Origin of the sequence: Novosphingobium sp. Chol11, from assembly GCF_900218065.1 — a bacterium.
GTDB lineage: Bacteria > Pseudomonadota > Alphaproteobacteria > Sphingomonadales > Sphingomonadaceae > Sphingobium > Sphingobium agri.
This window is the reverse complement of record NZ_OBMU01000001.1, coordinates 472,608-493,946: the sequence shown is the minus strand read 5'-3', so window position 1 is coordinate 493,946 and position 21,339 is coordinate 472,608. Positions and strand designations below refer to the sequence as shown.

Annotated in this window: 16 protein-coding genes and 1 riboswitch; of the genes, 5 read left to right on the top strand and 11 right to left on the bottom strand. The window is 64.8% G+C overall.

Annotated elements, in window-relative coordinates:
* The first annotated feature begins 6 nt into the window (after positions 1 to 6).
* Positions 7 to 828, top strand: a complete 822-nt coding sequence (locus NCHOL11_RS02375) for an ABC transporter substrate-binding protein (protein WP_097092669.1) — start codon at positions 7 to 9, stop codon at positions 826 to 828.
* A gap of 36 nt (positions 829 to 864) precedes the next feature.
* Here the strand turns inward: NCHOL11_RS02375 and NCHOL11_RS02370 are convergent, their stop codons facing one another.
* Positions 865 to 2,721: a TonB-dependent receptor plug domain-containing protein gene (locus NCHOL11_RS02370; RefSeq protein WP_097090900.1), complete on the bottom strand. Its 1,857-nt coding sequence runs from the start codon at positions 2,719 to 2,721 to the stop codon at positions 865 to 867.
* A 166-nt stretch (positions 2,722 to 2,887) separates the two neighbouring features.
* Positions 2,888 to 3,149, bottom strand: a riboswitch (cobalamin riboswitch).
* A gap of 27 nt (positions 3,150 to 3,176) precedes the next feature.
* On the opposite strand from NCHOL11_RS02370, the gene mobA reads away from it, so the two are divergent.
* A complete protein-coding gene (gene mobA, locus NCHOL11_RS02365; RefSeq protein WP_097090899.1) occupies positions 3,177 to 3,710 on the top strand; it encodes a molybdenum cofactor guanylyltransferase in 534 nt (177 codons plus the stop codon).
* Positions 3,711 to 3,911: 201 nt separating this feature from the next.
* Here the strand turns inward: mobA and cobA are convergent, their stop codons facing one another.
* From cobA to NCHOL11_RS02330, 7 genes are all read right to left on the bottom strand, one after another.
* Positions 3,912 to 4,694: a uroporphyrinogen-III C-methyltransferase gene (cobA, locus tag NCHOL11_RS02360; RefSeq protein WP_097090898.1), complete on the bottom strand. Its 783-nt coding sequence runs from the start codon at positions 4,692 to 4,694 to the stop codon at positions 3,912 to 3,914.
* Positions 4,681 to 7,293 (bottom strand): nitrate reductase, encoded by a 2,613-nt coding sequence (locus tag NCHOL11_RS02355; RefSeq protein ID WP_097090897.1) that lies wholly within the window; start codon positions 7,291 to 7,293, stop codon positions 4,681 to 4,683. The genes cobA and NCHOL11_RS02355 overlap by 14 nt, the downstream gene beginning before the upstream one ends.
* Before the next feature lie 126 nt (positions 7,294 to 7,419).
* Entirely contained in the window at positions 7,420 to 7,755 is a 336-nt protein-coding gene (nirD, locus tag NCHOL11_RS02350) for a nitrite reductase small subunit NirD (protein ID WP_097090896.1), read from the bottom strand.
* A gap of 5 nt (positions 7,756 to 7,760) precedes the next feature.
* Complete coding sequence (gene nirB / locus NCHOL11_RS02345) at positions 7,761 to 10,268, bottom strand: nitrite reductase large subunit NirB (protein ID WP_097090895.1); 2,508 nt, start codon at positions 10,266 to 10,268, stop codon at positions 7,761 to 7,763.
* A 302-nt stretch (positions 10,269 to 10,570) separates the two neighbouring features.
* Positions 10,571 to 11,815 carry a nitrate/nitrite transporter gene (locus tag NCHOL11_RS02340; RefSeq protein WP_097090894.1) on the bottom strand — a complete coding sequence of 415 codons (1,245 nt, stop codon included), beginning with the start codon at positions 11,813 to 11,815 and terminating at the stop codon, positions 10,571 to 10,573.
* A gap of 255 nt (positions 11,816 to 12,070) precedes the next feature.
* Complete coding sequence (locus tag NCHOL11_RS02335; RefSeq protein WP_097090893.1) at positions 12,071 to 13,273, bottom strand: CmpA/NrtA family ABC transporter substrate-binding protein; 1,203 nt, start codon at positions 13,271 to 13,273, stop codon at positions 12,071 to 12,073.
* Positions 13,270 to 13,851 carry an ANTAR domain-containing response regulator gene (locus tag NCHOL11_RS02330; protein ID WP_097090892.1) on the bottom strand — a complete coding sequence of 194 codons (582 nt, stop codon included), beginning with the start codon at positions 13,849 to 13,851 and terminating at the stop codon, positions 13,270 to 13,272. Before NCHOL11_RS02330 ends, NCHOL11_RS02335 begins: the two co-directional genes overlap by 4 nt.
* A gap of 188 nt (positions 13,852 to 14,039) precedes the next feature.
* On the opposite strand from NCHOL11_RS02330, the gene NCHOL11_RS02325 reads away from it, so the two are divergent.
* Positions 14,040 to 15,617, top strand: coding sequence for an ABC-F family ATP-binding cassette domain-containing protein (locus NCHOL11_RS02325; protein ID WP_176502164.1), 1,578 nt, complete (start codon positions 14,040 to 14,042; stop codon positions 15,615 to 15,617).
* On the opposite strand, the gene NCHOL11_RS02320 is transcribed toward NCHOL11_RS02325, so the two are convergent.
* The 3 genes from NCHOL11_RS02320 to NCHOL11_RS02310 are packed head-to-tail and all read right to left on the bottom strand — an operon-like array spanning position 15,614 to position 19,815.
* A complete protein-coding gene (locus NCHOL11_RS02320; RefSeq protein WP_097092668.1) occupies positions 15,614 to 17,110 on the bottom strand; it encodes a DHA2 family efflux MFS transporter permease subunit in 1,497 nt (498 codons plus the stop codon). The genes NCHOL11_RS02325 and NCHOL11_RS02320 overlap by 4 nt on opposite strands.
* 37 nt (positions 17,111 to 17,147) lie before the next feature.
* On the bottom strand, positions 17,148 to 18,311 hold the full coding sequence (locus NCHOL11_RS02315; RefSeq protein WP_097090890.1) for an EmrA/EmrK family multidrug efflux transporter periplasmic adaptor subunit: 1,164 nt from the start codon (positions 18,309 to 18,311) through the stop codon (positions 17,148 to 17,150).
* Positions 18,304 to 19,815, bottom strand: coding sequence for an efflux transporter outer membrane subunit (locus NCHOL11_RS02310; protein ID WP_097090889.1), 1,512 nt, complete (start codon positions 19,813 to 19,815; stop codon positions 18,304 to 18,306). The genes NCHOL11_RS02315 and NCHOL11_RS02310 overlap by 8 nt, the downstream gene beginning before the upstream one ends.
* Before the next feature lie 89 nt (positions 19,816 to 19,904).
* Here NCHOL11_RS02310 and NCHOL11_RS02305 point away from each other — a divergent pair, with 89 nt between their 5' ends.
* A complete protein-coding gene (locus tag NCHOL11_RS02305; protein ID WP_097090888.1) occupies positions 19,905 to 20,564 on the top strand; it encodes a TetR/AcrR family transcriptional regulator in 660 nt (219 codons plus the stop codon).
* A gap of 63 nt (positions 20,565 to 20,627) precedes the next feature.
* Entirely contained in the window at positions 20,628 to 21,242 is a 615-nt protein-coding gene (locus NCHOL11_RS02300; protein WP_097092667.1) for a response regulator, read from the top strand.
* Positions 21,243 to 21,339 lie beyond the last annotated feature (97 nt).

Genomic DNA, 21,339 nt, shown 5'->3' with positions numbered 1-21,339 from the left:
ATCTTCATGGGCCTGCTGGCGCTTGGCCTCACCAGCGCTGCGCCAGTCCCCCCGCGCCGCATCGTGTCGCTCAACACCTGTGCCGACCAATATGTGCTGGCGCTCGCCGATCCGGGTCAGATCGCGGCATTGAGCCCCTATGGCCATGATCCCGAATTGTCGGCAGCGGTGGCGAAGGCGCGGCGCTTTCCGGTGCTGAAGCGCCCGGCTGAAGAGGTGCTGGCGTTGCGGCCCGACTTGGTAATTGGCTTTCCCGATGGTGCGGGCGGCGTGGTCGGCGCACCCGATGGGCGATGGCGCAAGCTGGGCCTCGCGAGCGCAACCAGCTTCGCCGCCATCCGCGATCAGGTCCGTCAGGTCGCGGCGGCGGTCGGCCAGCGCGCGCGCGGCGAAGCGTTGATCAAGAGCATGGAGCGCGACCTTGCCGCCCTGCCCCGGCGCAAGGGCGGCGGGGTCGCGGCCTATTATCAGCGGCGCGGCTATATGACGGGCACGGGCACCCTGGTCGATGAACTGATCCGGCGCGCGGGCCTCGTCAATCTGGCGGAAAAGCTGGGCAAGCCTGCGCTGGCGCAAGTGCCGCTGGAACAGATGATCGCGGCCAGGCCCGACTATCTGATCGTGGAAGAAGGCAGCGAAAACATCGTCGATCAGGGGACGGAGATGCTGCACCATCCCGCGCTGCGATCCATCCCGCGTATCCGTGTGCCCCAGGCCTGGACGGTCTGCGGCGGCCCCGCCTATGTGCAGGCCGCGCGCAGCATCATTGCCCAGGCGGATGTTGCGGGCAAAGACAGGGCGCAGCGAAAGGCCGCGCCCCGGCGATGAAGCGGGGCGGCCGCCCACCCCCTTCATCTTTCACCGTCAGAAGCGGACACGCACGCCGCCATAGGCCGATCGGCCATAGGTGCTGTAGCCATAGACGGTCGCATATTCCTCGTCCGTGACATTGTCGATGCGCCCGTAAATCTCCAGATGCTCGTTGATCGGCAGCGAGGCGCGGAGGTCCAGCCGGGCGTAGCCGTCATGCTGGATGCGAACGGCTGCGAATGTCTGTTCATCGAAGATCGAATCGTAGCTGTCGCTGACCATCGTTACGGTAGCCCCTGTCGACAACCCGAACGGCCAGACATAATCAGCCGACAGGCTGGCGACATTGGCCGGACGCCGTAGCAGGCGCAGTCCTTCGTCGGGGCTTCCCGGCGAACGATCCCGTGCATCGACATAGCTGTAAGCCGCCGTAACGGTCAGCGCATCGACCGGCCGCAGCGCGATCGACCCTTCGACACCCTTCGCCCGCGTGCGGCCGACATTGCCGTATGCGGCGGCGGCAAAGGTGATCTGATCGCGCGTGTCGCGCAAAAACGCCGTAACGGAAATCGTCACGCGATTATCGTCGAAGCTCTGGTCGAAGCCGATATCGTAGCTTTTGGAACGCTCCGGCTCCAGCGCCGCATTGCCAAATATCGGCGCATAAAGCTGATAGAGCGAGGGTGCCTTGAATCCCTCGCCATAGCTGAGGCGGAAGTTGGTCGCGCCCTTGTTGGGCGTGTAATTGGCATTGGCGCCGAAGGTGGTTGCGCCGCCGAACTGGCTATGATCATCATGGCGAACGCCTCCGGTGAGCGAGAGGCCATCGACCGGCTGTACGACCGCGAGCGCATAGACGCTGTCGATATTGGCCCGCGCGCTGCCCGGCGCAAATGGGCCGAAGGAATCAAAGTCGGGCCGTTCATGTTCGTAGCCGAAAATGATGCGGGCCTGATCCACCGGCTGATAGACGCCTTCATACTCGAAACGCAGGGTCGTCCCACTATATCCTTCCCTCGCGTCATCGCCTCGAAAGGAGAAATAATCACGGTCCGTGCGCGACCATGTGACTGCAGCCCGGTTCTGAAGCTTTCCATCGAACAGAGCGGCGTTCAGACCTGCATAACCGATATATTGATCGACCTTGCTGGTGTCGGGCGTGTCGATCGGCGCGCCGAAGAACATGTCCGTGTCGAGATCGGAATGGATATAGTAGCCGCGCAGATCAAGGCTCAGGGCATCGGTGAAGCTTAGCTTGAGCTTCGCGTTAGCGGCGACATTTTCATAGCTGTCTGGCTCGGTGCCCCCCGCAGCGGACGAAATGCCATCTGTGCGGAAATAGGCGACGCCAAGCCCGCCTGAGGCGATGCCGCTTGTGCCGGAAACGTTCGCCTTGGCGTTCAGCGTGTCGGCATAGCCATAGTCGACCGAAACCGTGCCTCCGAAATCTTCACTGGGGGCGCCGGTCATGATGTTGACCACGCCGCCAATCGCCTGGCTGCCGTAGACCACCGAATTGGAGCCGCGCAGCACTTCGATGCGGCGGATGTTGCCGGTCAGCAAATTGCCGAAATCATAGGCGTCGCCGATGCTGCTCGGATCATTGATCTTCACGCCATCGAGCAGCACCAGCGTTTGCGTCGTTTCCGCGCCACGGATCGAAATGCCGGTGACGCCGCCGACGGCATCGGCGCGGTTGAAACGGACGCCGGGCGTGGTGATCAGCAGGTCCGCGACGCTGACATTCTGGCGCGTCTCGATCGTCTTTTCATCGATCACCGTCACGGCCTGCCCGACTTCATCGGTCGGCTGCTCGATGCCGAGCGCAGTGACGACGATTTCGTCTGCGTCTTCGGCAAGCGCTGGGGTGGCGGCGAGCAGCGCCAGCAGTGAAATTCCGGTCTTGAACATTTTATGCCTTCCCTGAGCGCCATGCGACATGAGGCCAGGGCTTCCGCGCGAGCGGCCGGTGCGCGAGGGAGGGAGACGCCAATCCCGTCACGCGCACCGATGCGGCCCTGCGCCGCTTCGTCGCTCAGACGGAAAACCGTGCCCGGGCCGATCCCTGGACCCAGGCAAGAGCGACCATGCGCCGGCAGGTTTCCTGGCTCGCGGGTCGTCGCGGCGATGCACGGGCCTTCCCGGACGCGTGTCCAGTGGCTGGTCCCCCTCGCCTTCCCCTTTTGAAGGCATGCGGGTTTCCGGGTGCATCGCGCTCACCGCTTACAGTTGCAGGGGCAGCTGCGGACTTGGACGGATGAACCGTCCCCACCGCATTCCCTTTCCGGCGCGATCTTTCGTGAACGGTTGCCCGCTCACGCCGCGCGCCATAGGGGAAAGCGAGGGTTCTGCCAAGGAGTGGATCGATGCGAGTACTGGGCGCTGTGCTTGCCGGGGGACGATCCCGTCGGTTCGGGAGCGACAAGGCGCTGGCGCTGATGCCGGACGGACGCATGCTGATCGACCATGCGGTGGCGGCGATCGCGCCCCATGTGGAGGCGGTGGTGGTCTGCGGGCGGACGGTCGAGGGGATGACCAGCCTCTCCGACCGGCCCGCGCCTGATATGGGACCGCTGGGCGGGCTGAACGCGGCACTGCATCATGCGCGGGACGAAGGCTATGACGCGGTGCTGACGACCGGGTGTGACATGCCGGTCTATCCGGCGGCGCTGGTGGAGGCGCTGGCGGGAGAAGACGCTGCGGTGTTGAAGGGGCAGCAACTTGCCGGTTTCTGGCCTGCCGGGCTTGCGGATGAACTGGACGCGCATCTGGCTGAGGAGAATAGCCGGTCGATATATGGCTGGCTGGAGCGGATCGGCGCGCGGATCGTGGAGCGGGCGGATATCGTCCTGCCCAACATAAACCGACCGCAGGATCTTGCCGGATTGCCGAAAAACTAGCCGCGCCGTGCTCCTGCGAAGGGAGGAGCCCAATTCAGAGGGCGGGACTGGGCTCCTGCCTTCGCAGGAGCACATTGTTTATCGTGCTGAGCGGGTTGCACCCTGCCGCCGAACTGAACTTGCCGAAGCCCCCACCCTTCCTTCCAACTAAGTTCGGGGGCGTTCGGCAAGCTCAGGGCAAAGGTCGCGGCGAGCCGATCTTCAAAGCTGAAGAGCGACGCTCGCGGCGGCCTCTACTGGCATGGTCGTGCCCGCCACCGCCTCACCAATCAGAAGCAGGGTCGGATCTTCATCGCTGATCGTCGCCACCAGAAAGGCAAGCGCCGAAAGCTTCCCCCGGATCAGCCGTTCGGTGGGCAGCGATACATTGACCGCCACCATCACCGGGGTTTTGGGATCGCGTCCGGCGGCGATCAGCTGGCGGCTGATCTCTCCGGCTGCGGCGCGGCCCATATAGATGCCGAGCGTGCCGCCGGGACGGGCGAGCGTTTCCCAGTCGAGCTTGAGCGGTTCACCGGCTTTGAGATGCGCGGTCACCAGCGTCAGGCCGCGCGCCTTCCCGCGCAGGGTGAGCGAGGCGTTGCCGCTTGCCGCCGCCGCGCTGGCGGTGGTGATGCCGGGGCAGATGTGGGTGCGGATGCCGTCAGCGGCGAGATGCTCCATCTCCTCCGCCGATCGGCCGAAGACCGACGGGTCGCCGCCTTTCAGGCGCACGACGCGCTTGCCTGCCTTGGCGGCGGCGAGGAGGAGGTCGTTGATGCTTTCCTGATCCTTGCTGTGACGGCCCGACCGCTTGCCGACACTGATGCACTCGATGCCTTGCGGGATGAGGTCGAGGACGCCGGGGCCGACCAGCGCGTCATAAAAGACGATGTCAGCCGCCGCCATCAGCTTTTCGGCCTTGCGGGTGAGCAAATCCGGGTCGCCGGGGCCTGCGCCGACCAGCCAGACTTCACCGGGGGTGATCAACTCATTCGGCTGCATGGAGCGTCTCCTGCGGGATTTGGGCGAGGATGTTGGCGAGCGCGGGGCGGCAGGACCCGCAATTGGTGCCCGCGCCGATCGCCTTGCCGATGGCGGGCACGTCGACCAGGCTCTGGTCGCGAATGGCGGCAACGATCTGGTTGAGGCCGATGTCGAAGCAGACGCAGATGGTCGGGCCTTTGTCAGGCTGGCTGCTAGGGCCGCGCGCGGCGAGGACGGAAGCGCCCACCTCTTCGGCTTCAAGCTGGCCGATGAGCCAGTCGCGCGAGGGGAGCAGGCCGGTTCGGGTCACGAAGAGGACGCCTGCCAGCTTGCCATCCTTGATGATCGCGACGCGGCGGGTGCCACGCGACACATCGACGGCCTCGACCCGGTCGCCCTTGGGCAGGCAGGCTTCGAGCCGGGCGGGATCGCCATTGCCCGCGACCTCGTAAAGCGCGCCGCCCGGCACGGTGACCTTTGTCGCCCACAGGCAGGGAACCCTGGCGGGCTGCTCGCCGCGCAGGATCAGGAAGCCCTTCCACTCGGTGGCGACCTTCTCGATGCGCGCGGGCGTCAGCTTGAAGCCGGGCTGACCCGAATGCGGATCGACCAGCGGACGGGGCAGCAGACCGGTGCGGCCGCCGGTCGAGATTTGATCGGTCCAATGGATCGGGGTGAAGATTTCGCCCCGGCGCTGGCCATCGCTCAGCCCCACACGGAAGATGCTATTGCCCTGCGCCGTGGAAACCTGGGCCAGGTCGCCATCGGCAATGCCCAGTTCCTGTGCGTCCTCGGCATGGATTTCGACAAGCGGCTCCTCCCGATGACGGGCGAGCTTCGCCGACAGGCCGGTGCGCGTCATCGTGTGCCACTGGTCACGATAACGGCCGGTGTTGAGCGTCATCGGCCACTGTTGGAGCGGCTCCTGAAGGTCCATCTGCTTGGTGAGGACCAGACGCGCCTTGCCATCGGGGGTGGAGAAGCGACCATCCGCGAAGGGCTTGTCGCCGCCCCAGCGGAACGGTTCCATCGCCTCATAGGCGTCGTTGCCGATGGTCGCCTGCGCGCGGAGGTTGAGCAGCCGTGCGCCATCATTCTGATAGGCGGTCAGGCGGGCATGTTCACGCCAGATGTCGGCGGGCCGGTCATAGGCGAAGGCGTTGCGCCAGCCCATGCGGCGGCCGACTTCCTTGATGATCCACCAGTCGGGCTTCGCCTCGCCGGGCAGCGCCATGAAGGGGCGCTGGCGGCTGATGGTGCGGTCGGAATTGGTGACGGTGCCGTCCTTCTCGCCCCAGCCAGCAGCGGGCAGGCGGACGTCGGCATGGACGCTGGTGTCGGTGTCGGCGATGATGTCCGAGACGACGAGGAAGGGCACGGCCTCCAGCGCCTCGCGCACGCGGTTCGCGTCGGGCAGCGACACGGCGGGGTTGGTGGCCATGACCCAGAGCGCCTTGATCCGGCCTTCGTTGATGGCGCGGAAGAGATCGACGGCTTTCAGGCCCGGCTTGGTCGCCATGGTGGGCGCCGCCCAGAAGCGGCCGACCCGCTCCACATTCTCCGGCGCGAAGTCCATATGGGCCGCCAGCGTCGAGGCGAGGCCGCCGACTTCGCGGCCGCCCATGGCGTTGGGCTGGCCGGTGATGGAAAAAGGCGCCGCGCCCGGCTTACCGATGCGGCCGGTAGCCAGGTGGACGTTGATGATCGTGTTGACCTGATCAGTACCGCGGATCGACTGGTTGATGCCCTGGCTGAACAGGGTGACGGTGCGCGCGGTGGCGGCGAACAGCTTGTAGAACTGTTCGAGCAGCGCGGGCGCGATGTCGCAGGTCTTTGCCGTGGTCCAGAGATCGTGGCCGGTGCGGATATGCTCCCAGAAGCCTTCGGGCGCATTGAGATGGTCGGCGATGAACGCAGGGTCGGTGACGCCTTCCTGATCGCACCAGGCGAGCAGGCCATTCATCAGGGCAACGTCGGTGCCGGGCTTTACGGCCAAGTGCAGGTCCGCGCCTTCGCAAGTCTCCGTACGGCGTGGGTCGATCACGACCAGCTTGGTCCCGCGCTCCGCCCGCGCTGCCTGAATCCGCTGATAGACGATCGGATGGCACCAGGCGGTGTTGGACCCGACCAGCACGATCAGGTCGGCTTCGTCCAGATCGTCATAGCTGGCGGGCACGATGTCCTCGCCAAATGCACGATTATGGCCCGCGACCGCGCTCGACATGCAAAGGCGGCTGTTGGTGTCGATATTCGCGGTGCCGATGAAGCCCTTCATCAGCTTGTTGGCGACATAATAATCTTCGGTCAGCAGCTGGCCCGAGACGTAGAAGGCGACGCTGTCGGGGCCGAAGCGATCGACGGTGTCGCGAAATTTCTTCGCGACGAGGTCCAGCGACTTGTCCCAGCTGGCGCGCCTGTTGCCAATCATGGGGTGCAGCAGACGACCGGTCAGGCCGACGGTCTCGCCCAGATGCGTGCCCTTGGAGCAGAGGCGGCCACCGTTCGCCGGGTGCTGCTCATCGCCCTTGATCGTGACCGACCGGGGTCCGGTCGGCGTGGCCGAAATGCCGCAACCGACGCCGCAATAGGCGCAGGTAGTGCGGATGGCCTCTGTCATGCTCTTACCTCTTCTTCCCGAGGAACAAGAATTGGGTGGAGGCGCTTGCCGCAAGGGATGGCCAACAAGACACCCCCACCCAGATCCCCGCCATTATGGCTGGGGACCGGAAGCTCGATGCCGGTTTCAGGCAGCCGCCTTCAGCGCCGTGGGCCGAGCGATCAGGATGCGGCCGCCCTCCTCCTTCACGGCGATGGTCGGCGTGCAGCCCTCGTCATTGCCCTGCGCCTCGCCCGTCTTCAGGGCGATGTTCCAGTTGTGGAGCGGGCAGGCGACGCTGTGGCCATGGACAATGCCCTGGCTCAGCGGCCCCTTCTTGTGCGGGCATTCATTGACGAGCGCGAAGACCTTGTCATCGCTGGTGCGGAACACGGCAATTTCCTTTTCGCCCGTGATCTGAACGGTGCGAGCGCCACGCTGGGGAATGTCGGCCAGCGTTCCGATGTCGATCCAATCGGTCATGGGTGTCACTCCGCAGCGATGGCAATGGGTTCAAGGTGCTGGTGCAATTCGCTTTCCGCACCGGCGGCGCGCTGCGCCCAGGGATCTTCCTGGCTGAAGCTCTGCGAATAGAGGAAGCGTGCGCGCAGAGCCTCGCGGCCTGCGTCGTCCTCGACGATGCGCTGCTTCACATAGTCGACCCCGACGCGCTCGATCCAGGGCGCGGTGCGCTCCAGATAGCGCGCTTCCTCGCGGTAGAGCTGGGTGAAGGCGGCGCAATAATCGAGCGCTTCCTGCTCGGTCGAAACCTTGCAGAGCAGATCGGTGGCGCGGACATGAATGCCGCCATTGCCGCCGACATGCAGTTCATAGCCCGAGTCCACGCAGACCACGCCAAAGTCCTTGATCGTCGCCTCCGCGCAGTTGCGGGGGCAGCCGGATACGGCGATCTTGAACTTGTGGGGCATCCACGACCCCCAGGTCATCCGCTCCGTCTTCACGCCAAGGCCGGTGGAGTCCTGCGTGCCGAAGCGGCACCATTCCGAACCCACGCAGGTCTTCACCGTGCGCAGCGACTTGCCATAAGCGTGGCCTGACACCATTCCGGCCGCGTTCAGATCGGCCCAGACGGCGGGCAAATCTTCCTTCTTGATGCCGAAGATGTCGAGACGCTGGCCACCGGTGACCTTCACCATCGGCGCGTCATATTTCTCGACCACATCGGCGATCGCGCGCAGTTCACGCGGGTTGGTCAAGCCACCCCACATGCGCGGGACAACCGAGTAGGTGCCGTCCTTCTGGATGTTGGCGTGCATGCGTTCGTTGACGAAGCGGCTCTGCTGGTCATCGACATATTCACCCGGCAGCGCGCAGAGGAGGTAATAGTTGAGCGCGGGGCGGCAGGAGGAGCAGCCATCCGGGGTCGACCAGTGCAGCTTCTGCATCACTTCCGGGATCGAGCGCATATTCTGCGCCACGATCTCGCGGCGGACATCGTCATGGCCGAAGCTGGTGCATTTGCACATCGTCTTGGGACCCGACTGGACGTCATCGCCCAGCACCACCGCCAGCAGGTTCTCGACCAGACCGGTACAGCTGCCGCAACTGGCCGAAGCCTTGCAGGTGGCGCGCACGGCATCCAGGCTGCATGCTCCCATTTCGATGCAGCCGACGACCTGGCCTTTGCTGACGCCGTTGCAGCCGCAGATCTCGGCATCGTCCGAGAGCGCCGCAACGGCCGCCTTAGGGTCCAGCGCGCCTCCTCCAGAGGCGAAGGCCTGACCGAAGATCAGCAGGTCGCGGATTTTGCCGACATCTTCCTCGCGCTTCAGCAGGTCGAAATACCAGCCGCCATCCGCCGTGTCGCCATAGAGGACCGCGCCAATGACCTTGTCATCCTTGACCACGACGCGCTTGTAGACGCCGCGTGATGCATCGCGCAGCACGATGTCCTCGCACCCCTCGCCGCCAGAGAAGTCACCAGCCGAGAAGACGTCCAGACCGGCGACCTTGAGCTTGGTCGAGGTGACGGGGCCCTTGTAGCCCGTGTGCTGATCGGTCAGACCATCAGCCAGGCTGCGGCACATGTCCCACAGCGGCGCGACGAGGCCATAGACATTGCCGTCATGCTCGACGCATTCGCCGACCGCGAGGACATCAGGGTCGCTGGTGACCATATGGTCATCGACCTTGATGCCGCGATTGACGTCGAGGCCAGCTTCGCGCGCCAGAGCAGTCGAAGGTCGGATGCCCACCGCCATGACGACGAGGCTCGCCGGGATTTCAGTGCCGTCCTTGAGGCGGACACCTTCCACCTTGCCATCGCCATAGATGGATTCGGTGTTGGCGCCGGTCAGGATGGTCTGGCCCCGGCCTTCCAGCGCGGTCTTGAGCAACCAACCCGCCGCTTCGTCCAGCTGACGTTCCATCAGCGTGTCCATGAGGTGGATGACCGTCACCTTCATGCCGCGTAGGGTCAGGCCGTGCGCCGCTTCCAAACCGAGCAGGCCACCGCCGATCACCACTGCGTTGCCGCCCTTTCCGGCAGCTTCCAGCATCGTGTCGACATCCTTCATGTCGCGGAAGCTGATGACGCCGGGCAGGTCCTTACCCGGAACCGGGATGATGAACGGGTCGGAACCCGTCGCGATCAGCAGCTTGTCATAGCCAACAGTGCGACCCGACTGGCTCGTGACGGTCTTGGCGGTGCGGTCGATGCCCGTCACCGGATCACCCGCGATCAGTTCGATCTGATTGTCGTCATACCATTCGCGGCTGTTGATGATGATGTCATCGAAGCTCTTCTCACCAGCCAGAACCGGCGAGAGCATGATGCGATTATAGTTAACATAAGGCTCTGCGCCGAAGATGGTGACGCGATAGCGCCCTGCATCCCGTGCCAACAGTTCCTCGATCGCGCGGCAACCGGCCATGCCGTTGCCAACAACCACCAGATGTTCGCGAACATCGTCCGAAGGCACGAAGATATCCTCTTCGTTGGCCGTCTCCGGTCCGGCGTTGTTCTGAAAATCCATCCCTTGACTCCAGACAATAAAAAAGCCGCCATCCGGACCCCTGGGCTTTGAACCCAGAGGTCTGGATGGCGGCTTTGCCATCATTCACGCTTTGACGATCCGTCCGTGGATCACCGCAGCTATGTCAGTTGAGGACAACCTTGTCCTTCGCAGTGCAGCATAGATGAATGGGAAATGGGGTCAAGGTGATTCGGGAGAAACTTTCACTCGAAACCCCAGAACGCCTCCACCGTTCGCACTGAAACAAAGGGCGGCGGCTCCTCTTTCGAGTGCCGCCGCCTCCCTCTCCAATCAATCTCTGATCAGATGCGCGCGCCGCTGCTCCAGGTCGCCCGCCACCGCGCACGAACCATCGAAATGCCAAGGAAGGCCACCACGCAAAGCCCCGCGAAGATCAGGAAGCCCGGCGCAAAACTGCCGGTGAACTGCTTGGCGATCCCCAGCGACGAAGCGAGGTAGAACCCACCAATGCCGCCCGCCATGCCGACCAGGCCAGTCATAACGCCGATTTCAGCCTGGAAGCGCTGCGGCACCAGCTGGAACACCGATCCGTTACCGGCGCCCAGCGCCAGCATCGCCGCGACAAAGAAGCCAAGCGCCGAAACCAGCGTGTCAGCGTAGGATACAGCCGCCAGCGCCAGAGCGGCGGCGATATAGACCATCATCAGCGCCTTGACCCCGCCGATCCGGTCAGCCAGCGCGCCGCCCATCGGACGGACCAGCGATCCGGCGAACACGCAGCCCGCGGTGCAATAGCCTGCGGTGATCGGCGTCAGCCCGAACTGATCGGTGAAGTAGATCGGCAGGCTTGCGGCAAGGCCGACGAAACCGCCAAAGGTCACCGCATAAAAGCCCATCAGCCACCAGGCGTCCGCGCTCTTCAGCGGCTGGAAATAATCCACCAGCTTCTTGGGCGCAGGCGCGTTGGGCGCATTCTTCGCCATCATCATATAGAGGACGAACACGATGGTCAGCGGGATGCAGGCGAGGCCGAGCACAGCGTTCCATCCGAACAGCTTGGCCAGGATCGGCGCGAACAGCGACGCCAGCACCGTGCCCGAATTGCCCATGCCCGCAAGGCCCATGGCCTTCCCCTGATGTTCAGGCGGATACCAGCGGCTGGCCAGCGGCAGCGCGATGGCGAAGCTAGCGCCTGCAAAGCCCAGGATCACACCCAGCGCCAGCGTACCGCCAAAGCTGTTGACGCCCATAAACCAGGCGGTGAAGAGGCCCAGGATCACGATGACCTGGCTGATTGCCCCCGCCTGCTTGCAACCGATGCGGTCGACGAGCAGGCCGTTCACCACCCGCAGCAGCGCGCCCGCAAGCGTCGGCACCGCGACCATCAACCCCTTTTCAGCAGGCGTCAGACCCAATGTCTTGGAGATCGACGGGGCGAGTGGCCCCAGCAGCACCCACACCATGAAGGCAAGGTCGAAATACAGAAAGGCAGCGATCAGCGTCGGCGTGTGACCAGCTTTCCAGAAGCTGGTCGAACCCGCTTCCCCCTCACCGCTTCTGTCGCGGTCCCAATAAGCAGTTGCCATGATGCAAGTCCTTCAATCCAAGTGAAATGGACATAAAAAAAGCCGTTCTCCGGACGATCGCTTTCACGACATCCGGCCAGCGGCTTTGCTGCAAAATAATGTTGAGGAGAGCGTGCACCCTCTTTGGGCAGGCTCATCCATAAACGCGCATCGTCGCGCGACCCTTATCTTATCCGATGATTCGTTTCATGTTGCAAGGCACAATTTTTCTTCGTTCATCGGCTTCAAATCCTCCCCGATAAGGATGGGGAGGATTTAGAAACTCGCGAGAAAATCCTCGATCCGCTCAGGATCGAACACCCGCCCGTCGAAGAAGCGATCCGGCCCCAAGGTCAATTCGCCGCGCTTCGATCCCACCGCCAGTGGTGAGGCGACGGCGCCCTCCACCTTCATGCTTGCGCCGGGTATCGGCACATTGCTGTCCGCCAGCGCCCGCCGGAATATGTCGGGGCGGAACACGGACCCGGCCTTGGCGGCATTCTCCGCTGTATGCTCAACCATCTTCCACCGCACGAGCTGCGAATAGAGCCATAGCGCCTGACTGCGCCACGGAAACGGCGTAGCCTCCAGCGAAAAGAGCAGGAAGTCGGGCATATCCACGGGTGGCATATCCGCGCGCGCGGTGATGCGCCCCGATAGCGCGCGCCCGATCACATCGGCAGGCTGGTCGACCAGATGCGGCTGGGACAATAGGTGCGCCAACGCCTCATGGTTGGCCGGATCGTCGCACCATGCCGCCGACCGCACCAGCGCGCGGATCAGCGCATCGACGGCCTGCGGATTTTCCTCCAGCCAGGGCGTGCGGAAAGCCAGCACCTTTTCCACCCCGCGCCGCCAGATCCGCTCGCCGATCGCCACCGCTTCGGCAAGGCCCGCGTCCACCGCCGCGCTGCCCCATGGCTCGCCCGCAATGAAGCCGTCAATCTCGCCCGCGCGCATCGCCTCCACGGTCAGCGACGGCGGCACCACCCGCAGCAGCACGTCGCGGTCCGGATCGACGCCAGCGCTTGCCAGCCAATAACGCAGCATGACCGCATGGCTGGAAAAGCGGTGGACGACGCCGATCACCGGCTTGCGCTTCCACAGGCCAATGGCGGCAGCGAAATCATGCGCCGTGCCCAGCGGATCATCGAGCCGCGCGACCACATCGGGGTCGAGCGCCTGCGCAAATTCGCGCGCCATCACCAGCATATTGCCGTTGACGTTGAGCTTGTAGGGCGCGGCCAGCGGCGCGGGCTGCTGGCTCAACCCCAGCGTCACCGCGATGGCGAGGGGCGCCAGCATATGCGCCGCCTGCACCTGCCCGAACACCAACCGGTCGCGCAAAGTCGCCCAGCTGGTCGCGCGGACGAGGTCAAGGGCGATGCCCTCCTCTTCCGCAAAGCCCTTTTCCCGCGCCACCGCCAGCACGGCGGAGTCGGTCAGCGGCAGATAGGCGATGCGCAGGGACGTCGTCATAACCCTCCTCCCAACAGGTCGCTGGCGGTGATCAGGGCCTGGGCGACATCCACGATCTTCTTCCCCTGGTTCATCGCGCCCGATCGCAGCAGCGCATAGGCGTCCGGCTCGCTAATGCCACGCTGGCTCATCAATATGGATTTTGCGCGGTCGATGATCTTGCGGTCGGACAGCGCCGTGCGCGCCTCGTCCAGTTCCGTTTGCAGCTTGGCGAAGGCGTTGAAGCGGCGCACGGCCAGCTCCAGCACCGGCTTCACCCGTTCCTTGCGCAGGCCATCGACGACATAGGCGGACACGCCCGCATCGATCGCCGCGCCGATCATCGATTCATCGGATTGGTCGACGAACATCGCAATTGGCCGGGCCAGGGCGCGGCTGACCGACAGCATTTCCTCCAGCATGTCGCGGCTGGGGCTGCCCAGGTCCATCAGCACGACGTCGGGCGCCATGCGCTCCAGCCGCGCGACGAAGCCGCCGCGCGGGGGAACGATGTGGATATCGTCATAGCCCGCCTCGCGCAGTCCTTCTTCGAGTACCGTCGCGCGCAGGCCGCTGTCATCGATGATGACGATTCGCATGTGGACCCCGACCCTTTTGCCCTTTCAGTGACGGCGATGCTGCGCCGCGTCAATTGGGCGAGCGCGGCAAGGTTGCCTGCGCGCCGCACCTGCTGTATCGCTGCAGACCAATATTCGGAGGATCGGCACCATGGACATCAACCTGATCGCACAGCCCCAACGCTTTGCTTTCAGCGAGATTTTTGCCCATGCCTTCGATCACATTATCGCACATCAGCTGGTCCGCGCCTGACGGGACGACCGTCCTTTCGGACATAGATTTTCGTTTCACTCCTGAGCGGATTGGCCTTGTCGGACGCAATGGCGTCGGCAAATCGACGCTGCTCGCGCTCATTTCCGGCAGGCTGAAGCCCACCAGCGGCAGCATTCAACGGGACGGGACCATCGCCGAACTGCGCCAGACGGTACAGGTCGCGCCTGGCGAGACCATCGCCGATCTGTTCGGCGTGGCCCAAGCGGTGGCGCTCCTTTCCAAGGCCGAACGCGGCGAGGCTGACATGGCCGAGCTGGAAGCATGCGACTGGACGCTGCCATCCCGCATCGAGGAGGCTCTGGCGGACACCGGCCTCGAAGCCTTGCCCGATACGCCGCTCAGCCAGTTGTCGGGCGGGCAGCGGACGCGGGCGGCGCTTGCCGGGGCGGTCTTCGCCCGACCCGATTTCCTGCTTCTGGACGAGCCGACCAACAATCTCGACGCCGATGGCCGGGCCGCGCTGATCGCCCTGCTCGCACGCTGGCGCGCGGGCGCGATCGTCGTCAGCCATGACCGCGCGCTGCTGGAGGAAATGGAGGCGATCGCCGAACTGACGACGCTGGGCATCAGCCGCCATGGCGGCAACTTCTCCTCCTGGCAGGCACGCAAAGCAGTGGAACTGGCCGCTGCCGAGCAGGACCTCGCCTATGCCCAACGGCACCAAAAGGAAATCGCCAGGCGCATCCAGATCGCTACCGAGCGCAAGCAGCGCCGCGACGCCGCAGGCGCCCGCAAGGGCGCGAAGGGCGACATGCCGCGCATCCTGATCGGCATGCGGAAAGACCGCGCCGAAGGGTCAGGTGGGGAGGCGGCGCGGCTGGCCGAACGCCTGCGCCGCGAGTCGGAACAGGCAGCGCAAGCCGCCCGGCAAAGGATCGAAGTGGTCGAAAGCTTGACGGTCGCCCTCCCCTCCACCGCTGTGCTGCCGGGGCAGCGGATCGTAACGCTCGATCATGTCACCGCGGGACATGACCCCGACGCCCCGATCCTCAAGGGGCTGTCCTTCACCGTCAACGGCCCGGAACGCATCGCGATCATCGGCCCCAATGGCGCGGGCAAATCCACGCTGCTCCATGTGATCGCGGGCAGCCTGCCGCCGCTGTCCGGACAGGTCGACCGGCACGTCGCCTGCGCGCTGCTGGACCAGAAGGTGGAGCTGCTCGATCCGGCCGCCAGCATCGCGGACAATTTCGCGCGCCTGCATCCGGACGCCACCCATAATGAGGTGCGGGCCGCCCTTGCCCGCTTCCGGTTCCGTGCCGACCTCGCGCTGCAAAAGGCCGGGAGCCTCAGCGGCGGGCAGCTGCTGCGCGCGGGGCTCGCCTGCGTGCTGGGCGGCGCGATGCCGCCGCCGCTGCTGATGCTGGACGAGCCGACCAACCATCTCGACCTGGACAGCATCGCGGCGATCGAGCAGGGCCTGCTTGGCTATGACGGCGCGCTGATCGTGGTCAGCCACGACCCGGCCTTCCTGCGCGCCATCGGCATCGATCGGGAGATCAGCCTGCCTTAATGCGCCGCCGACATGTCCACGCGCGCCACCGGCTTCGGCGCGACCCAGACCAGCGCGGCTGCCACGAACAGGATCAAGGATGCGATGAAGAACACATGGTTCATCGACAATACCGTCGCTTGCTGATCAACCAGATTGGCGAGCATTTGCGGCGTCTGCTCGGGCGAAAGTCCCGTTCCGGAGAGCCGCGAGCCCACATCGGGGGCGAGCGCCGACACCATTTCATTGCGCGCTGTTCGCTGGCCATTGCCCCAGCCTGTGAGGACGACGGAGGTTGAGATCGCCACGGCCATGGTGCGCAGGAAATTCTGCATGCCCGCCGCTGATGCCGTCTCTTCCGGATTGACCGAACCCAGCGTCAGCGTCGTGAGCGGAATGATGAAGAAGGGCATCGCCAGCCCCTGCACGACCTGCGGCAGCGACAGCGTCCAGAAATCAGCTCCGCTCGTCCATTCGGCGCGCCACATCGTGACCATGCCCATCCACGCCACAGACGCCGATATCAGGATGCGCACATCCACTTTGCTGACCGCGCGGCCCGCCAGCGGCGCGACAAGAATGGACGTCATGGCGGTGAACGCCGTGACGATCCCCGCCCAAACGGCGGTGTAGCCCATCGATATCTGGAGCCATTGGGGAATGATGACGATCCCCGCGAAATAGGCCCCGAAGCAGAGCGAATATGTCAGCACCCCCGATGTGAAGCCGACATGGCGGAACACGCGCAGGTCGACGATCGGATGCTCCTCGGTCAACTCCCAGATGATGAAGACGAGGAAGCCGATGCCCGCCAGCACGGCCAGCGTCAGGATCATGGGATCGGCGAACCAATCATGGTCGCGGCCGGTATCCAGCATGATCTGGAGACAGCCGATCCAGAATATCAGCAGGGCAAGGCCGATATAATCGATCGGCAGCTTCTTGCGCTCCGTTTCGGCTGGAGCGAGGAGCACCATCGCTGCGAAAACGCAAAGCACGGCGATCGGCAGGTTGATGAAGAAGATCCAGTGCCAGCTCCAATTGTCGCTGATATAGCCGCCGATGATCGGCCCCAAGGCTGGCCCGGCAAGGGTCGTCATAGCCCAGAGCCCCATCACCCTTCCGCGCTGCTCGGGCGGAAAAATGCGCATCAGCAGGGTCTGCGACATCGGCATCAACGGCCCGCCGCACAGCCCCTGGCCGATGCGGCACACGACAAGCATGCCGAGCGTCATCGACAGGCCGCAGAGCAGCGAGAAGATGCCAAAGCCGATCATGCCCCCGATGAAGAGCCGCACCGTCCCGAACCGCTGCGCCAGCCAGCCGGTCAATGGCACGCAGACCGCTTCGGCCACCGCATAGGATGTGATGATCCATGTGCCCTGGTCAGGGGAAATGCCCAGATTACCGGCGATATGCGGCACCGACACGTTCGCGATCGTCAGGTCGAGCACGACCATGAAATTGCTCAATGCCAGCACGAACCCCGCCAGCATCCGCCGGCGGGGGTCCATAAAGAATTTTTCGGCCGCTTCGGTCACGCGCCCGTCCTCAATGGCGCGACAGGTCGATCTCGACCTCGGTCGAGAGGCCTACGCGCAGCGGATGGGCGGCGAGTTCGCGCGGATCGAGCGCGATGCGCACGGGCAGGCGCTGGACTACCTTGATCCAGTTGCCGGTCGCGTTCTGCGCCGGGATCAGCGCCAGCGACGATCCGGTGCCGCCCGAAAAGCCGACAACCTTGCCATGATAGACGACATCCCCGCCATAAATGTCCGCAACCACCGTCGCGGGCATGCCGACGCGGACCTGCCGCAGCTGCCGTTCCTTGAAATTGGCGTCGACATAGACTTGGGCAAGCGGCACGATGCTCATGATCGGGCTCCCTTGCGCGACGCGCTGGCCGACCTGCACCTGACGCCGCGTCACGACGCCATCGATCGGCGCGCGGATGATCGTGCGGCCAAGGTCAAGCCGCGCATTTTCCAGCTTCGCCTTGGCGGCAAGCACAGCGGGGTCCGTCTCGATGGTCGATCCGCTGACAAGGGCATCGTTGGCCGCGAGCTGCCCTTGCGCCGCACCCTGCGTCGCCCGTGCCGTCGCCACGCCCGCGCGCGCCTGCTCCAGGCCAGCCCGCGCCGCTGCAAACGCCTTGCGCGCGCTGGTCACTTCCTCACCCGAGACCGCGCCTTCGGGCGACAGCGCCTCGCGCCGCTGAAGGTCGACCCGCGCCTTTTCATAATCGGCCTGGGCAGCGGCAAGCTGGGCGTTCGCCTGCGCGATGTCAGCGCCGCGCGCCCGCACCTGGGCGGAAAGCGACGTGCTGGTGGCCGCAGTCTGGCGGAAGCGGCGGCGCGCTTCGGCCAGGTCAGCTTCCGCCTGCGCAACGGCGATCCGCGCGTTGGTGGGGTCGAGCCGCACCAATATGTCACCGCGCTTCACCGCCTGCGTATCGGTCACCCGCACTTCCACGGCCTGCGCGGAAATGAGCGGCGTCACCTGCGCAATCTCGGCATTCACATAGGCGTTGTCGGTGCTGACATGATTGCGGCCGATCAGCAGATACCAGAGCGCATAGATCGCGCCGATGATCAGCACGGCCGCAGCCAACCGGATCAGCCATTTCTTGCGCTGCTCCATCCGCGCGCTCTTGTCGGCGCTGCCCGCGTCTGTGCTGGCGGTATCGGCGGTGAATTCGGGGGCTGCATCAGCCATTGGGCAAGTCCTTGGACGAGATGCCGCTGGAGGCGAAGCCGCCGCCCAGCGCGCGAATGAGGGCTATGTCAGTGGAAAAGGTGAGCGCTTCCAGTTCCGCGACCGACTGACGCGCGGAAAGCAGCTGATCCTCGACATTCAGCACGTCGAGAAAGGTGAAAAGCCCGCCGCGGTAACGTTTCTGCGCAATCGCATAGGCTTCTTCCGAAGCGGCCAGCGCCGCCCGTGCTTCGGTCAGCCGCTGCTCCAGCAAGCGGCGGCCGGTGACGGCATCCGCCACGTCGCGATATGCGCCCAGCACGGTCCGGTCGTAATTGGCGACGGCTTCATCAAAGGTCGCCCGCGCCCCACGATAGCGGCCGCTCAGCTCGCCGCCATGAAAGATAGGCAAGCTGATCGCCGGGCCTACCGTGCCGAACAACGAATCCTTGCTGAACAGCGTGTCAACGAACGATCGGGGACCGCTTTGCGAAGGATCGGTGAAGGACGAATTATACCCCAGCGACTGCACGCCGACCAAAGCGCTCAAGCGAATGGCCGGGAAGAAATCCGCGCGCGCCACCTTGATCCGCTTGGCCGCCGCCTCGGTCCGCGCGAGCGCGGCGGCGACATCGGGACGGCGCGCCACCAGATTGGTGGTGACATCGGCAGGCAGGCCCAAGCCGGTCAGCGCACCCAAACGCGGCTGCCTGATCGCAAGGCCGCGATCCGGCCCCGCCCCGATCAAAGCAGCGATCTGATGCCGCCGCACAGCGATGGACTGGTCAATGCCTGCCAGCGCGGCGCGGGCTGCCGAGACTGTCGCATCGGCCTGCCGCACGCTGCCTTTCGTTTCCAGCCCATTGCGCTGCCGGTCCGCCACCAGCTTCTGGCTCGCGGAGCGGATGGCGAGCGCGCGTTCCTGGATCGCCCGTTGATCGAACAGGCGCGCAAGGTCGGCATACGCATCGCCGATGCCGGTCGTAAGCGCCAGCCGCGCCTGCTGCGCATCGAAGCGCGCGGCCTCCGTTTCCGACGTCGCGGCAGCGAGCGCGGCCCGGTTGCGGCCCCAAAGGTCGAGATCGAAATTCAGGTCCAGCGCGACCTGACCCGTGCCCAGCCAGCCCTTGGGCACGAAATCCTTCGGCAGACCCATATTATAGCTCTGCTTCGTCGCGGCGGCCGAACCGTTGAGATCGAGCGAAGGCGCAAGCGGAGCCCCGGCCTGCTGGGCAGCAGCACTTGCCTGCCGGAAGCGCGCGGCGGCGGCGGCAAGGTCGGGCGATCCCGCCAGCCCCTCCTCCATCAACGCATCGAGTTGCGAGTCGCCATAGGCCTTCCACCATCCATCGGCGGGCCAGAGCGCGGTGCCTTGCCCGAACGTCTCAGACGCGGCGATGCTGGAAGCAGGCCGGGGCGCAGGCGCCTTGCCCAGGTCCGGCACAGCCGCGCAGGCGGACAGCGCCAGCACCGCCGCCGTCAGGCTTCCAGCATGAAGGAGATGGGTCGATCGACGTGTAGACATAGGAAACCGTACCATGTGGTATGAAAAACGCCTTTGCGCCTGCCGCATGACCTTGTCAACCAAATTATCGTACTATATGGTACGCTTTTATGACAGCCCCGACCGACACTGCCTGCCTGTCCCGCCGCGAAGTCCGGCGCCGCGACCGCCGCGACGCCATAATCGCCGTTGCGAAGCGATCATTCCTCGAAAATGGCTATGCCGCAACGACCATGTCCTCCATCGCCGCTGAACTGGGCGGGTCGAAAGGCACCTTGTGGAGCTATTTCCCCGGCAAGGAAGAATTGTTCGCCGCCGTCCTGCGCGACGCGACGAAGGTCTATCATGCCAGCCTCGCCCAGTTGCTCGACACCGGGGGTGAGCTTGAACCGACGCTGCTGCGCTTCAGTCACGACCTGCTGCGCAAGGTGACGTCGCCCGACGCGATCGCGCTGCACCGGCTGGTCGCGGCAGAGGCGAGCCGCTTTCCCGAAATGGGCGCGATCTTCCATGAACTGGCCCCGCTCTACACCCGCAACCTGCTGGCCCGTTTCCTGGAAGGGGCGATGGACAAGGGGCAGTTGCGGCGGGCCGATCCCATGCTTGCCGCGCGGACGCTGGTGGTGCTGACGCTCTCGGGCTGTCATCAACAGATGATCTGGGGCGAGATAGATGCACCTGAAGCCAAGCAGATCGACGCCGATGTGTCCTTCGCGGTGGATTGTTTCCTGCGCGCCTATGCGCCCGATGCCGAAGCGCCGAATCCCTGACAGGCGCATTAACCATTTTTTTGCGCACTTATCCTAGATCAAGCCGTGGAGGAGATCCACGCCATGCAGTTCTTCAGGGCAATGGACAGCAGCGACAGCGCCAGGACGGAAGGCGCTCGGCCGCTTCGCCGCCGCAGGCTGCTGCTGATCGACGAGGACGAAACGGCCCGCGCCGTGATCGGGCGGCGCCTCTCCCACCTCCATCATGACGTGGCGCTTGCTGAAAACGGCTTCGTTGCACTGAATCGCCTTCTCGCGCGCCCAGCCGACATCATCCTCATCGACATGGGCCTCAAAATCCTGCCGGCGATCGCTACCATGAGGAAGATCCGCGCGGCCGGGCTGTCGGGACAGGCAAGCTTCGTGATGATCGCGGGGCGGCAGGACAGCGACAGCGTCGTCGAAGCGTTGGAAGCGGGTGCGGACGATTATGTCGCCAAGCCGTTCGACTTCGCCGTCCTGGATGCGCGGCTGCGCCAGCTTTGCCAGCGCACGGACGAGATCAATGCGCTGACCCGCCACAATGCCGAACTCGACGCCCGCATCGCGCGCCGCGCCGTGGAACTCGGCGAAACGCGCGACGCCCTGCAGCTGTTGCAAGCGGACCGGGCACGGCTGGTGTCTTCCATCCAGGCGCTGAATGACGAGATCACAAGGCTGAGCACTGGCCGGGCGTGACGCCGCGCGCACCTTTGAGACCACCTTCCAAAACCCGTTCGCCCTGAGCCCGTCGAAGGCCTCTATCGACAAGCCCAGTCCGTACGGATTCGGAATT

What these genes read in the sequence shown, in the direction of transcription:
- NCHOL11_RS02375 (WP_097092669.1), top strand. Translation starts at nt 7, where the DNA reads ATGGGCCTGCTGGCGCTTGGCCTCACCAGCGCTGCGCCAGTCCCCCCG.
- NCHOL11_RS02370 (WP_097090900.1), bottom strand. Translation starts at nt 2,721, where the DNA reads ATGTTCAAGACCGGAATTTCACTGCTGGCGCTGCTCGCCGCCACCCCA.
- mobA (WP_097090899.1), top strand. Translation starts at nt 3,177, where the DNA reads ATGCGAGTACTGGGCGCTGTGCTTGCCGGGGGACGATCCCGTCGGTTC.
- cobA (WP_097090898.1), bottom strand. Translation starts at nt 4,694, where the DNA reads ATGCAGCCGAATGAGTTGATCACCCCCGGTGAAGTCTGGCTGGTCGGC.
- NCHOL11_RS02355 (WP_097090897.1), bottom strand. Translation starts at nt 7,293, where the DNA reads ATGACAGAGGCCATCCGCACTACCTGCGCCTATTGCGGCGTCGGTTGC.
- nirD (WP_097090896.1), bottom strand. Translation starts at nt 7,755, where the DNA reads ATGACCGATTGGATCGACATCGGAACGCTGGCCGACATTCCCCAGCGT.
- nirB (WP_097090895.1), bottom strand. Translation starts at nt 10,268, where the DNA reads ATGGATTTTCAGAACAACGCCGGACCGGAGACGGCCAACGAAGAGGAT.
- NCHOL11_RS02340 (WP_097090894.1), bottom strand. Translation starts at nt 11,815, where the DNA reads ATGGCAACTGCTTATTGGGACCGCGACAGAAGCGGTGAGGGGGAAGCG.
- NCHOL11_RS02335 (WP_097090893.1), bottom strand. Translation starts at nt 13,273, where the DNA reads ATGACGACGTCCCTGCGCATCGCCTATCTGCCGCTGACCGACTCCGCC.
- NCHOL11_RS02330 (WP_097090892.1), bottom strand. Translation starts at nt 13,851, where the DNA reads ATGCGAATCGTCATCATCGATGACAGCGGCCTGCGCGCGACGGTACTC.
- NCHOL11_RS02325 (WP_176502164.1), top strand. Translation starts at nt 14,040, where the DNA reads ATGCCTTCGATCACATTATCGCACATCAGCTGGTCCGCGCCTGACGGG.
- NCHOL11_RS02320 (WP_097092668.1), bottom strand. Translation starts at nt 17,110, where the DNA reads ATGGACCCCCGCCGGCGGATGCTGGCGGGGTTCGTGCTGGCATTGAGC.
- NCHOL11_RS02315 (WP_097090890.1), bottom strand. Translation starts at nt 18,311, where the DNA reads ATGGCTGATGCAGCCCCCGAATTCACCGCCGATACCGCCAGCACAGAC.
- NCHOL11_RS02310 (WP_097090889.1), bottom strand. Translation starts at nt 19,815, where the DNA reads ATGTCTACACGTCGATCGACCCATCTCCTTCATGCTGGAAGCCTGACG.
- NCHOL11_RS02305 (WP_097090888.1), top strand. Translation starts at nt 19,905, where the DNA reads ATGACAGCCCCGACCGACACTGCCTGCCTGTCCCGCCGCGAAGTCCGG.
- NCHOL11_RS02300 (WP_097092667.1), top strand. Translation starts at nt 20,628, where the DNA reads ATGCAGTTCTTCAGGGCAATGGACAGCAGCGACAGCGCCAGGACGGAA.